9 protein-coding genes and 1 pseudogene are annotated in these 13,824 nt (G+C 38.3%); 8 read left to right on the top strand and 2 right to left on the bottom strand.

Features of this window, described 5'->3' with window-relative positions; all coding sequences use genetic code 11:
• The first annotated feature begins 33 nt into the window (after positions 1–33).
• The 3 genes and pseudogenes from ACSQ7D_RS11885 to ACSQ7D_RS11895 all read left to right on the top strand — a co-directional run bounded on the left by ACSQ7D_RS11885 (position 34) and on the right by ACSQ7D_RS11895 (position 6,247).
• A pseudogene (locus ACSQ7D_RS11885) lies at positions 34–1,129 on the top strand (ISAs1 family transposase).
• Positions 1,130–1,645: 516 nt separating this feature from the next.
• Entirely contained in the window at positions 1,646–5,932 is a 4,287-nt protein-coding gene (gene rpoC / locus ACSQ7D_RS11890; RefSeq protein WP_437136371.1) for a DNA-directed RNA polymerase subunit beta', read from the top strand.
• Positions 5,933–5,935: 3 nt separating this feature from the next.
• Positions 5,936–6,247, top strand: coding sequence for a DUF3467 domain-containing protein (locus ACSQ7D_RS11895; protein ID WP_009418481.1), 312 nt, complete (start codon positions 5,936–5,938; stop codon positions 6,245–6,247).
• A 565-nt stretch (positions 6,248–6,812) separates the two neighbouring features.
• Here ACSQ7D_RS11895 and ACSQ7D_RS11900 read toward each other — a convergent pair.
• Entirely contained in the window at positions 6,813–7,142 is a 330-nt protein-coding gene (locus ACSQ7D_RS11900) for a hypothetical protein (protein ID WP_308766729.1), read from the bottom strand.
• 13 nt (positions 7,143–7,155) lie between these two features.
• Positions 7,156–8,226: a hypothetical protein gene (locus ACSQ7D_RS11905; protein WP_437136372.1), complete on the bottom strand. Its 1,071-nt coding sequence runs from the start codon at positions 8,224–8,226 to the stop codon at positions 7,156–7,158.
• A gap of 486 nt (positions 8,227–8,712) precedes the next feature.
• On the opposite strand from ACSQ7D_RS11905, the gene ACSQ7D_RS11910 reads away from it, so the two are divergent.
• The 5 genes from ACSQ7D_RS11910 to ACSQ7D_RS11930 all read left to right on the top strand — a co-directional run bounded on the left by ACSQ7D_RS11910 (position 8,713) and on the right by ACSQ7D_RS11930 (position 13,705).
• Positions 8,713–9,849 carry a PD-(D/E)XK nuclease family protein gene (locus tag ACSQ7D_RS11910; protein ID WP_437136373.1) on the top strand — a complete coding sequence of 379 codons (1,137 nt, stop codon included), beginning with the start codon at positions 8,713–8,715 and terminating at the stop codon, positions 9,847–9,849.
• Between the two features lie 508 nt (positions 9,850–10,357).
• Positions 10,358–11,050, top strand: a complete 693-nt coding sequence (locus ACSQ7D_RS11915; protein ID WP_437136374.1) for a DUF805 domain-containing protein — start codon at positions 10,358–10,360, stop codon at positions 11,048–11,050.
• Between the two features lie 55 nt (positions 11,051–11,105).
• On the top strand, positions 11,106–11,999 hold the full coding sequence (locus tag ACSQ7D_RS11920; RefSeq protein WP_437136375.1) for a hypothetical protein: 894 nt from the start codon (positions 11,106–11,108) through the stop codon (positions 11,997–11,999).
• A gap of 16 nt (positions 12,000–12,015) precedes the next feature.
• On the top strand, positions 12,016–13,269 hold the full coding sequence (locus tag ACSQ7D_RS11925) for a hypothetical protein (RefSeq protein WP_437136376.1): 1,254 nt from the start codon (positions 12,016–12,018) through the stop codon (positions 13,267–13,269).
• A 58-nt stretch (positions 13,270–13,327) separates the two neighbouring features.
• A complete protein-coding gene (locus ACSQ7D_RS11930; protein WP_437136377.1) occupies positions 13,328–13,705 on the top strand; it encodes a hypothetical protein in 378 nt (125 codons plus the stop codon).
• Positions 13,706–13,824: the final 119 nt, after the last annotated feature.

Below are 13,824 nucleotides of genomic sequence, written 5' to 3' on the forward strand. Positions count from 1 at the left end.
AATAAAATGTAAAAGTCTATGACACTGATAGAAATGTTATCTAGTATAGAGGATACTAGAAAAAGACGCGGTATCCGCCATAAAATGCCTAACTTCCTGATTATGTGCCTAACAGCAATAATGTCAGGTTATACTGGTTATCGAGAAATAGGCCGTTTCCTCAAAGAAAACCAATGGGAGTTTAAAAAGTATCTAACTTTCTGTAAAGTACCTACATATGGCTCTATTAGAAGGATATTTATGGAAATTGATTTTGATGATTTTGCCCAAAAATTCAATCAGTGGACTGCCCAATTTTTACCAATGTGTCAAGGTGAAACACTTGCTGTTGATGGAAAGGCTATTGCAGGAACTATTAAAGACACTCAAAATAACTATCAGAATTTTGTTTCATTGATAAGTGTTTTTGCTTCACAAAGAGGCATTGTATTAGCTTGTGATAAATTAGAGAACAAAAAAGAATCTGAAATTTATACCGTTCAAAGACTCTTACAAGCCTTAGACATTCAAGGTGAAATAATCACTTTAGATGCCTTACATTGTCAAAAAAACTCTTGAAACTATTATAAAGTCAAAAAATGACTACATAGTACAAGTAAAAGGTAATCAAAAAAAGCTTTTTGAGCAAATAAAAGCAAATGTTGCTACAAAAAAGTATTTAATGCACACTTACCAAGAGTGTTCTTTGCTAAGAGGTCGTGATGAATTGCGTATTACCAAAGTTTATAAAAATTTAGAGGGTATTTCTCCTGAATGGTTTGGTATAAAGCGAATTATAGAAACAACACGTTATGTCAAAACAAAGAAAGGTCAGACAATAGAGATAGTTTACCATATTAGCAGTGTAGCTAAGAATAAGGCTGATTTCTTTGCTAATCACATACGTTCTCATTGGGGTATAGAAAATCGTTTGCACTGGGTGAAAGATGTACAAATGAAAGAGGACAAGAGTAAGACTAAATCAGGTAATGCTCCTGAGAATCTTTCAATAATGAGAAATATATCAATTAACCTATTTCGTCTTAATGGAAAAGACTCTATCAAGTCAGCTATGGAATGGAGTATCATTAATTTCAAAGAACTTATGAATTTAATATATTATAAATCAAACATTTGTAACTCTATGTAACAGCCCTGCCTCCAAAGGGGGAATGTGGCGACTCATTTATTCGGTAAGCCCCAAAATTCCCGAAGGGGGACAAGCTGGAAAAGGTGACAAACCTCCCTCTTTACACATACTTTGCTTTCGCGGGACACATACCGAGCTATTGCTGGCTACCTCGAAGAGGGGGAAGATAGTGACGGATAAGGGAAGAAATGACGAATGACCAGGGACGAATGATGAAGGTAATACGGAGGAGATTTCAACTTTGAGAAAGGGCGTAGGACGACAAGCAAATTAGAAACTTTGGCAAAGGTAGTAGCAGGACAGGCGAGTAGAAACTTTGAAAGTGTAAAAGTTTGAGACTTCGATAAATTTTATGCTACTAACTATCAACCTCTTAAAATATTCTTCTAAAAATATTGCGAAAAAATAATTGCTATTTTAAAAAATAGTTGTACTTTTGCACGATATTTTGTAAATAGGCTTCGTGGGGAGACCTCTATGAAGCCCCATAAATTTATTATATTCACCATAAATAATATGGCAAGAGAAAAAAATACAGCTGTCCCTAAATTTGATAAGATTTCGATTGGTTTGGCCTCTCCTGAATCTATCTTAGCCGTTTCACGCGGTGAGGTTACTAAACCTGAAACTATCAACTATCGTACTCACAAACCTGAACGCGACGGGTTGTTTTGTGAGCGTATTTTTGGTCCTGTAAAGGACTATGAATGTGCTTGTGGTAAATACAAACGCATTCGTTATAAAGGCATCGTCTGCGACCGTTGTGGCGTGGAAGTAACCGAGAAAAAAGTACGCCGCGAAAGAGTAGGACATATCAACCTTGTGGTGCCTATCGCTCACATTTGGTATTTCCGCTCATTACCTAACAAAATAGGTTATTTGTTAGGGCTTCCTTCGAAAAAGTTGGATATGATTATCTACTACGAGCGCTATGTAGTTATCCAACCAGGTATTGCCAAAGGACCAGAAGGTGAAGATTTACAATACTTAGACTTCCTTTCAGAAGAAGAATATCTCGCTATTACTGAGAGTCTTCCTGCTGATAACCAATATTTAGAAGATACTGACCCTAATAAGTTCATTGCTAAAATGGGGGCTGAGTGTCTTCTTGAACTCTTAGAACGTTTGGATTTAGACGCACTTTCTTACGACTTGCGTCACAAAGCTAATAACGAAAGTTCTAAACAACGCAAAACTGAAGCTCTTAAACGCTTACAAGTGGTAGAGGCGTTCCGCGAATCTCAAAGAAACCGCGAGAACAAGCCTGAATGGATGATAATGAAGGTGATTCCTGTGATTCCGCCTGAATTGCGCCCATTAGTACCGCTTGATGGGGGACGTTTTGCGACTTCCGACCTTAACGATCTTTACAGACGTGTGATTATTCGTAATAACCGTTTAAAACGCTTGATGGAAATCAAAGCTCCTGACGTGATTTTGCGCAATGAGAAACGTATGCTTCAAGAGTCGGTAGATTCACTTTTCGACAACACACGTAAATCATCAGCTGTAAAAACAGAGTCTAATCGTCCGCTTAAATCACTTTCTGACTCATTGAAAGGTAAGCAAGGGCGCTTCCGTCAGAACCTCCTCGGTAAACGTGTAGACTATTCAGCACGTTCGGTAATTGTGGTAGGTCCTGAACTCAAAATGTACGAATGTGGTTTGCCAAAGAATATGGCAGCCGAACTCTATAAGCCGTTTGTAATACGTAAGCTCATTGAGCGCGGTATTGTGAAAACGGTGAAATCAGCTAAGAAAATCATTGACAAGAAAGAGCCTGTAGTATGGGATATTTTGGAGAATGTGATCAAAGGTCACCCTGTACTACTGAACCGTGCTCCTACTTTGCACCGTTTGGGTATTCAGGCATTCCAACCTAAGCTCATTGAGGGGAAAGCAATACAGTTGCACCCATTGGTGTGTACAGCGTTCAATGCCGACTTCGACGGCGACCAAATGGCGGTGCACTTGCCATTAGGTCCTGAGGCTATCTTAGAGGCACAACTCTTAATGTTGGCTTCACACAATATCCTCAACCCTGCGAATGGTTCGCCTATTACTGTACCTTCACAAGATATGGTCTTGGGGCTTTACTACATCACCAAAGGTCGTAAGTCTACCCCTGAATATCCTATTAAAGGGGAAGGCTCAGTTTTTTATTCAGCAGAAGAAGTGAATATCGCTTATAACGAAGGAAAGCTCAGCTTAAACGCTTTTATTAAAGTGAAAGTGCGTGACCTCGACGAAAATGGCAATGTATATTATCCCATAGTAGAAACTACCACAGGACGTGTGCTCTTCAATGAGCTTGTACCTTTGGAAGTAGGCTACATCAACGAGGTACTTACCAAAAAATCATTGCGTGATATCATCGGTCGTATCCTCAAAGCTACCAGCATTCCTGTAACGGGAGACTTCCTTGACAAAATCAAGAATATGGGATACCGTTTTGCCTTTAAAGGTGGATTGTCGTTCAGTTTAGGAGATATCATCATTCCGCAAGAAAAAGCTAATATGATAGCCGAAGCTAACGGACTCGTAGATGGTATTATGATGAACTATAATATGGGGCTCATTACCAATAACGAACGTTATAATCAGGTGATTGACGTGTGGACATCTACCAATGCGCAACTTACTGAATTGGCGATGAAACGCATCAGCACAGACCAGCAAGGGTTCAACTCAGTGTATATGATGCTCGACTCGGGAGCGCGTGGTTCTAAGGAGCAAATTCGTCAGCTTACCGGTATGCGTGGTTTGATGGCAAAACCTAAGAAATCGAGCGTAGGGGGTGGTGAAATTATCGAGAACCCTATCTTGTCAAACTTTAAAGAAGGACTATCTATCCTCGAATACTTCATCTCTACCCACGGTGCCCGTAAAGGTCTTGCCGATACTGCTTTGAAAACAGCCGATGCGGGTTACTTAACTCGTCGTTTGGTAGACGTATCACAAGACGTGATTATTAATACAGAAGACTGTGGTACCTTGCGTGGGGTAGAAGTACGTGCCCTCAAAAAGAACGAGGAAGTAGTAGAAACTCTTGGCGAGCGCGTTTTAGGACGTGTATCGCTCCACGATGTATACAATCCTCTCACCGAAGAACTTATTGTGGGTGCTGGTGAAGAAATTACTGAAAAAATAGTAGATAAAATAGAAGCCGCTCCTATCGATATGATAGAAGTACGCTCGGCACTTACCTGTGAAGCAAAACACGGTATTTGTGCAAAATGTTACGGTCGAAACCTTTCTACCGGACGTATGGTACAGAAAGGGGAAGCCGTAGGAGTAGTAGCTGCCCAGTCTATCGGTGAACCAGGTACCCAGCTTACCTTGCGTACCTTCCACGCAGGTGGGGTTGCGGGTAACGTATCAGAAGAAAATAAAACTGAAGCCCGTTTTGACGGTGTACTAGAAATAGAAGACTTACGGGTAGTTCGTGGTAAAGACAACGAACAAAACCCTGTGGACGTAGTAGTGCGTTCATCTGAGCTCCGCGTGCTTGACCCTACTACCAAAATGGTACTTCAAACACACGATATTCCTTATGGAGCGCATATCTTTGTAAAAGACAAAGAAGAGGTGAAAAAAGGAACTTTACTCTTCCAGTGGGATCCCTATAATGCGGTAATCATCTCGGAATACTCTGGTAAAATCGCTTATGAAGATATCGAACAGGGAGTTACTTACCAAGTAGAAATAGACGAGCAAACAGGTTTCCAAGAAAAAGTGATTGTAGAATCGCGTAACAAGAAGTTGATTCCTACCTTGCTCATAACTGATAAGAATGGCGAAACGCTCCGCTCTTACAACTTACCTGTGGGTGCTCACATTATGGTGGACAACAACAGCAAGATTGAAGAAGGTAAGGTGCTTGTGAAAATACCGCGTAGCTCTGCCAAAGCTGGGGATATTACAGGAGGTCTTCCTCGTGTTACCGAGCTTTTCGAAGCACGTAACCCATCGAACCCTGCCATCGTATCCGAAATTGACGGAGTGGTATCGTTCGGTAAAATCAAACGCGGTAATAAAGAGGTAATCGTTACCTCACGCTCGGGCGAAGAACGTAAATACTTGGTGAAATTATCGAGCCAAATCTTGGTACAAGAAAACGACTTTGTACGTGCAGGTAAACCGCTCTCCGATGGTTCTGTAACACCTGATGATATCTTGCGTATTAAAGGACCATCGGCAGTACAACAGTATTTAGTAAACGAAGTACAAGAAGTATACCGCTTGCAAGGGGTGAAAATTAACGATAAACACTTTGAGGTTATCGTTCGCCAGATGATGCGTAAAGTGGAAATCCAAGACCCAGGTGATACCCTCTACCTCGAAGGTCAGTTAGTCCACAAAGACGACTTTATCGAGGAAAATGACCGCTTGTTTGGTAAGAAAGTAGTAGAAGACGCCGGAGATTCCGAAAACTTAAAAGCTGGACAGATAGTGAGCCTGCGTGAATTGCGCGATGAGAACTCACTACTCAAACGCTCCGATAAGAACTTGGTAATCGCCCGTGATGTGATTCCTGCTACTGCTATGCCAGTGCTACAAGGTATCACTCGTGCATCGTTGCAAACCAAATCGTTTATCTCAGCAGCTTCTTTCCAAGAAACTACGAAGGTATTAAACGAAGCAGCGGTAAGTGGTAAGGTAGACTTCCTCGACGGCTTGAAAGAAAACGTAATCGTAGGTCACCGTATCCCTGCAGGTACCGGACTCAAAGAATACGAGAAAATCATCGTAGGTTCTAAAGCCGATTTAGAACCCGTGGTAGAAAAGAAAAAATCGAGATAGACAATGGACGAAGTAGAAGAAAAAGAAGGACAGTTGAGCATTGAGCTCGACGACAAGGTTGCCAAGGGAGTATACTCTAACTTAGCAATTATCAACCACTCGTCTACCGAGTTTGTAGTCGATTTTGTGAGCGTAATGCCAGGGATGCCCAAAGGGAAGGTGCGCAGTCGCATTATCCTTACCCCTGAGCACGCCAAGCGCCTGCTATTCGCCTTAGATGATAATATCCAGAAGTTTGAACAAGCCAATGGCACTATCACCAATAGCGACGACCGTCACGCCATTCCTCTCTTTGGTGTAACCGGACAAGCTTAATTTAATTACAAATAATCATAACTTTGCCAAAGATGTTAACCGCCTGCGTGGTTCACACCTTTGGCATTTTTTTATTACACTTCCTTCAAAAACCAATTCCTTTTTTAGCTTTTTACCTTTTATCATCCTACTAAACTTACTTTTAATGTTGTTTTTCTTCGCCCTCTATTCCTTTCATACATAGTGCATTATACACCCTTCCTATACCAATCGTCCAAGATTCGTATAAGCTTCCTATAAGCTCTCTATAAGCTAACCACACCCTACTTACAGCCTTTTTTCATCAAAAACCCTTCCTCTCCTCTTCCGAAATTTTCCGTTTTCTTCCGAACTCCTCAACCTTTCCCCATTTGCTAATTTTTCCCCGCCTGCCGTGCTACGACTGCCTGTGTGGCTCACACTGCCTGTGCGGCTCGCACTGCCTGTGCGGCTCGCACCTTTGGCAAAGTTGATTATTTCTGGTATTATTGGTATTATTGGCATTTATCTCATTCTCCAATCTGCTAATTTGCTAATTTTCTCCGCCCGTCGTGCTACGACCTTTGGCAAAGTGTGGCAGTGCATATTAAACACTAAAATAGTGAAATACAAACTTAGGGAATTGCTCACCAAGGTTGTAATATCCTTTGATGATAGCAAAATATTCCTTCTCATCCCACAAATGAGCTTCTATTCCTACCGTAGTATCGTCATTATTGAAGTTATAGACGCTTAAGTTTACCCCTCCTCTTTCTTTTTTATCCATTTCTTCTATTGGGAAAAGGTGCAATACGCTTTTATCTTCTACAAAATCGAACATTTCATAGATTTCTTCTAAAAACTCTCCCGAAATATCAAACTTTTCAGCCAATACTTGGGTATCTTCCGCTTTGTAGGCTAATAAGATTTGCTCCAAAAGATTCCTACGTTTATTTTTTCCCCCAGTCAACAGGTGCCCATTGTGTGAGCTCCCAAGGGAAGTCGTTGATGTTATCGAACTTGCCGTACTTCTTCTCAAACTCCCCATCGTGTTCCCAAGGGTCTAACCCGTGGATCGCAAGCTCATAAATGCCGTGCTCGGTGGTGAAAGTGTGGCAAAATGCGTTCTTATCAGCGGCATAAGCCCCATATTTCTGCACCGCCTTGGCAATCATCAGGGTCATAGGACCCAATCCGAGTTTATCCAAGTCCACTTTCGGGTCGATACGGCACCATTGCCCTTCCATTGGGGCGTCGGCATCGTCCAGATCGCCATCGCCAGCCTTCGCAGGCCACGAAAAGCCTTTACGGGCGTGCGCTATGGTGAACGATAGGGCGTGATTGATCTCCCCAGCCCTCACTTCCTCGATACCGATCTGCGAAAGCGGATTGAGCATTCCCACTACCGAGCTACCGCCTTTGGAAAGGCGCATCCAATAGTTGTCCTTAGCGAGCCCACGCAGTCCTGGCTTGGCAATGAAGTAGCCCGAGCCTTTAAACTTGTACTCACCGCTGTTCACATACGTTACTCCGAAGTACTGACGCATCACTCCCGTTGCCACGTCGTAGACCGCCATATGCGCATCGTTCCCAGCGGCAGGCTTGGCATCGTGCACGATAGGCTGACGCCCTCCCGTGTATTTATAGAGGTCAGCATCGTCTCGCTCATACTGCCCTTCGGGGATAAAATTAGCATAATGCTGGTTCTTATCATTACTATCTACTATAATTATGGTGTAATTATAGTGCTGACGAGTAATAGTGGTGATCACCCCGTAAGGATTGGTTGCCAGCGATCTCATTTTCTTTGCAATCGCTGCTGAATTAGGCGCGAGAGGCATCTCTTTGTCTACCCTTCGTGTAAAAACGGTCCCCTTTGCCACATAGTTCTTTCCGAAAAGGTCGCCCGAAGTTTTGTACACTACGCTGGGGTCGATCGGATCCTCTCCGCCGCCTCCGTTGCTGTCCTTTCCGCAAGCCACAAGGGCAAATGCTGCTACTAATGTTATGAACTTTTTCATAGTCGGTTTTTATTTAAATGTTTGTTATCCTTTTACAGTTTACCTACGATGCTTCTGCTGTTCATCTTCTCCTGCTTGTTTGCCACAAGCAGATAATATGAGTAAAAAGAAAATAAGTGTTTTGTTACGTATCATTTTAAATATTTTTATTGATTTCATCCTTTCAAAATCAACTCAAAGAGAGTTGTATTGCCGATCCTTATCTTAACCTTGTATGTTCTTTTTGCATATAGCTAATCATTATAAAATATATTCGTTATCCGCTAATAGTTTCTAAGCTAAGACAATAGTTATCATTGAGCCTTATATTCACCAAGTGTCCCAAAAAGTAATCAGGGTTGATATTCTGTATTATCGTCAGTGGTGTAAGTAAGTTGTTGCATAATAATTGTTTTTAGAAAGAAAACGCACAAATATACATTTTTTTCAGCGAAAAACAATATTTTGATTTTAATTTCCTAATTTTGTATCCCAAAAGGAATAATGATGAAAGAACTAAAAAATCTATTACAGCAAGTCGCTACTATCACCCAAAAGAATAACGAACTTTTGGACGCTACGGGAGGGCGCTTTAATATGTTTCGCATCTGTGGGGTAAATCATTATGAAAATACCCATTCTGCCATTATTGCCGAATTGCTAAACCCCAAGGGCTCTCATTCACTAAAATCATCCTTCCTTGAAGCTTTTTTAAATCTAATCGACAAAGATTCTATACCCACTACATTCAATCCCTCAACAGCAACTGCTTATACCGAATATACTACCGATAACGGACGTATAGATATCCTCATAGAAGACGACCAAAAGAATGCTCTTATCATAGAAAATAAAATCTACGCACCTGACCAACGCGAACAATTAAAACGCTACAACCAATACTCTCAAAAACAGTATAAGGCGTATAAGATTTATTATCTTACACTCTTGGGAGATAAGGCTTCAGAGCAAAGCGGTGAAGGGGTGAACTACCTACCCATTTCTTATTCTGATACTATTATCAAGTGGTTAGACCAATGTATTACCCTATCAGCTCGCTTACCCATAGTACGTGAAACCCTCATTCAGTACAGTAACCATTTAAAAACACTCACAAATCAAGATATGAACACCAAAAATCAAGAAGAAATAGTAAAAACTTTAGGTGATTTTGGCAACTTAGAAGCCGTACAAAACATTTTTCTAAACTATCCCAAAGTATTCGATTACTTAGCCCAAACACATTTGAACCCTAAAATGGACTCCTTTGCTAAGGGCAGAAAATTAGAATACCATTACGAGGAAGCTCACGAATCACATATAAGCTTTTATCTTAGTTGTAAAGAATGGGAAGATAAAGTAAATATAAGCTTCGATTTTGAAGAAGGAGGTTATTACTACGGAGTATATAATGACCCCGAAAAGTATCAAATTTCAGAAGAAAATAAAACAACCTTGCACCAACGTTTGCAAGAAAAAGGAATTCCTATTCGTGAAACAGAATGGTATCCTTTTTATGAAAACATCAGCAATCTAACCATTGAACATTGGGAGAGAGATATTGTAAAGAGTGATGCTTTTTTCGAGAGTTGCAAACAAAGAGTAGAAATACTATTAGACGCCTTAAAAGGATTAAAATTGTAGCTCTTATGTTAGAAAAAGTTATATTTATAGCAACACTCATCACTCGCGATAAAGTTCAAAAAATATTAGTGCTCACGCCCTCATTGCTCTATCTTCTGCTATTTGATTTCTAATTTTTTACAACTCATCTGTAAAAAAAATAAATGTTAAAACTTGCATAGTACAAAAATTTGTCGTAACTATGCACCAAAATTAGACAACCGAGAACAATTTAAACACTATTTAACTGCGGTTAAATAGCCATTTAAAGACATAAACAATATTAGCGTTTCGCTTTACATTTTCCTTTACAGAAATACGACCAATTTTTCTTTACACTACAGGGAAGTGAAGTGGAAGTGCCTGCGGTTACGTGGGCATTCCTTTTTACTTTGTAGTGTGCCTTTGGTCGGGCTTCTGTAATGAGTAAACAAGGAATGCACCGCGTTTTTTTATGTCCTTATATAAACAACAAGGCGGAAACCGAAAAGCCTGAAGAGAGTAGGTAACCAAATAAAATTATTATACTATGTTTAAAGCACCATTTTCATTTAAAGGACGTATTAGTAGAAAAGAATACGTCATTACTTTTTTAATCAGTTTGGCATATTACATCATTCTGAGAGCTTACCTTATAGACCATATTTTTGAGTCTTTTGAGAATGTAAACACAGCTTTTTTAGTTTATGTATTAGCTTTTGTTCCGTTGATATTTTTTAACTTAACACAAGGAGTAAAAAGATGTCACGATTGTGGTAAATCAGGTTGGTATATGTTGATACCTTTTTATGAATTCTATCTATTGGGGGCAGATGGAGAATTCACAGATAACAAATGGGGTAAAACCTTAAGAAAATCAGCCATAGCTCCTAAACAAGATGAAGCTGCTAAATACTTGGAAAATATGGAAAAAGCACAAGTAGATATTTTCGGAGGAAGCAAAGTTTTAGAAAAAGCAGAAAATGGAGATGCTGAAGCCCAATTTGAAATGGGATTCCGTTTCTTTGAAGGAAAATCTAACCCTCAATCTTATGAGAATGCTCTTTTTTGGTGGGAAAAAGCTGCTGCTCAAGGAGAAGCAAGAGCTCAATATAATTTAGGCTTTTGCTACTTAGAAGGTATCTTTGTTGATAAAAACCAAGAGAAAGCTATCGAATGGCTTACCAAAAGTAGCAACAACAATAATAAAAAAGCACAAGAATTATTAGCTAAAATTATATAAACCAACGAAGTAGGTTGTAAAGCATACAATCTACTTCCTCAAAAAAAACAACAAAATGAGGAATAGAATCATATTATTAATTAGTTTACTATTACAGATAGCTTGTGGGCAATCTGACAAGCAGACTGAAGATTTGCAAAAATATGAACTAAAAGGGAATGTAAAATCCATTGAGTATGCTACTTATAAGGCAGTAGAAGAGTCAGGAAGAATTGTAGCAGGGGAAGAACTTAGCTATGAAGGTACAAAAAAAATCTTGTTCAATAAAAAAGGAAATGTTACAGAAATAGCTACTTCAGAGCCATTACCCAATAGGTTTTTGAATACTAAAACTAATTATATTTACGAAGGAGATAGACTTGTAAGAGAAGAGTATGAGGAATACTACACAGATCACCGTCCTAAGGATAAAAGAATGTCTTATATTTATGAATATGATAATGAGGGGCATAAAAGTAAGAAGAAAATAATTTTGCCTAATGGTAGTACAAGAGATGAAATAATTTATAAATATAACTCAAAGGGACAATTAATCAGGACAGAAGAGAACATAGCAGGTGAGTATCTCGTTTTTTCTGAGAAAAATTATCAGTATGATGAGAAAGGTAATCTAATTGTTCTCGGAGCTGATGATAAAAAATTTAATGAGTTCTTTAAGTATAATGAAAATAATCAATTGATAGAGCATAGAACTCCTATCATAAGTGATGAGTATAGTAGCGACCCTATTCCTGATATAAAAGTAGGAGAGAGAATAGAATATTTAGAATATGACAGTAAGGGTAATCTTATAGGAAAACGAAATACTACTACAAAACTTGAAGATAAGTGGATTGAAGTATCTTATTCTCGTTATGAATCAGATAGCAAAGGAAATTGGGTAAAAAGAATTTACTTCCAAGATGCTACCCCTAAAGCTGTTACCATAAGAACCATAGAATATTATTAACAAAATTCAAAATACAATGAAAAAAATGTTTTTAATAGGGCTACTATTGTTATTGGTAGTTCCTACTTTTGCACAACAAAAAACAGCTTATCAAAAAAAAGTAGAAGCCATAGAGAATAAATACTTACAGCAGGTAGGTATTCCTCTTTCTGAAATTAATCGGCTAAGAAAAGATAAAGACTTAGGTGAAGCTATGCTTAGAGGAATGTTTAACCAAAAACTCGCTACTTATAGCAAAAAACACGGTTCAATACAAGCATACGCACTTATCACTAAAATAGCAGACGAAATGAAAGCCGCTGAAAAACTTAAAACTCCTGCTGAACTCAAAAAAGAAAAAGAAGAGAAACAGCGACAAATAATTCAACAGCAAAAACGAGAAGAGCAAGAAAAATTAGCTAAGACTAAAAGAGAACAGGAACTACAAGAAAAACGCCTTAAAGAAGAACAGGAACGAGAAACAAAGAGGCTTGAAGAAGAGGAAGCAAGAATTAGAAAAGAGCAAGAATCTTTAAGAAACACTTCAGATATAGCAAAAATAAAAGCAAGAATTAAAGATAACTTCTTAAAATGGGCACAAAAAGGAGAATTTGAAACAACCAATGAGTTTAAGGAAAGACTACAAAACAATGGAAAAGAAAAAATTCAAGAAATTAGTTCAGATATAGTTGTTTCAATACTTCGTGAATTGAGATTCTATATTAATTTAGGTAAGTATAATGCCGACGAAGAGATTTATCCAATTACTATAGGTAGAAGTATTCCTATATACAGTTATAAAACAGAAGAAGAACTATATCGCATTCTAACTGCTAATGATGATTATAGAGGCTATAATGATTATCGCTACTATACCGAAGATACTATTTCAGTAGAAAGTAATCTTAAAATAGGAAAAGAAGAAGCTATCCAATTGAAAGAAGAAATAGAAGACTATGCTTCTTATTATAATGATCAAATGTCAGCAAAATACATTTATTATGATACATCGAAAATATTTTTCTCTAATGATATAAAGAGATGGATTTTAAAAGATGCTTATCTATTACCAATAGATATTAAGAACGTTGCTAAAATAGGAGGAGAAAATACACCTAAATTTATAATTAAAAGCGAGTATGATTTAGACATAAAAGAAGAATACCCTCTCCTTTCTGAACTACAGTTCAGTACCTCAGAATTAGAACTTTCAGAGTATTTCCCAGAAGAATATACTTTTACACTAGACAATGAAAAAATAAAAAAGGGCTTGAGAGAAGAATATTTTTAAAAACTATACAAAATCGAAAAAGACAGAATGGACAAAACAAAATCGTTCTTTATGCACGATGAAAAAAATACAGGCAAGAAAAGAAAGTTTGGTAGACTTCTTCTTATCTTGGACACTTCGTTGCATTACTAATAGAGAAAGAGATTATCATAATCCCAAAATGGAGGAATACTGCAAAAGTATAACTTCTGTACTGCTTTTTGGTGATGCTGAAAAACTAAGTAAGTACGAAATTAAGCAAGTAAAAACTTGGTTACAATGGAAAAGTATAGACCTCTGTGCAGAGTTTTACTTGTTTAACAACGAAACACAAAAGGAAGAAAAGGAATGCATCTCAGCAAGTTATAGGGCTTATACTATGGATGAGGTACTTAACTCAGCAAAAAAGGAAAAAGAATGGGATTGGACAGGTAATACCCTTTTTGATGAATTTTAGCTAAGCACTTGGGGATAATCATCTTCCCTTTTCCTTAACCTCCTATATAAAAACAAAAATTCCAAACTACTGAATATTCAATAGTTTGGAATTTTATTATAACTTCAACAATTAATTAT

It is taken from the genome of Capnocytophaga sp. G1920 (genome assembly GCF_051417515.1).

Coding starts and splice junctions, on each gene's coding strand:
- rpoC (WP_437136371.1), top strand. CDS start 1,646: ATGGCAAGAGAAAAAAATACAGCTGTCCCTAAATTTGATAAGATTTCG.
- ACSQ7D_RS11895 (WP_009418481.1), top strand. CDS start 5,936: ATGGACGAAGTAGAAGAAAAAGAAGGACAGTTGAGCATTGAGCTCGAC.
- ACSQ7D_RS11905 (WP_437136372.1), bottom strand. CDS start 8,226: ATGAAAAAGTTCATAACATTAGTAGCAGCATTTGCCCTTGTGGCTTGC.
- ACSQ7D_RS11910 (WP_437136373.1), top strand. CDS start 8,713: ATGAAAGAACTAAAAAATCTATTACAGCAAGTCGCTACTATCACCCAA.
- ACSQ7D_RS11915 (WP_437136374.1), top strand. CDS start 10,358: ATGTTTAAAGCACCATTTTCATTTAAAGGACGTATTAGTAGAAAAGAA.
- ACSQ7D_RS11920 (WP_437136375.1), top strand. CDS start 11,106: ATGAGGAATAGAATCATATTATTAATTAGTTTACTATTACAGATAGCT.
- ACSQ7D_RS11925 (WP_437136376.1), top strand. CDS start 12,016: ATGAAAAAAATGTTTTTAATAGGGCTACTATTGTTATTGGTAGTTCCT.
- ACSQ7D_RS11930 (WP_437136377.1), top strand. CDS start 13,328: ATGAAAAAAATACAGGCAAGAAAAGAAAGTTTGGTAGACTTCTTCTTA.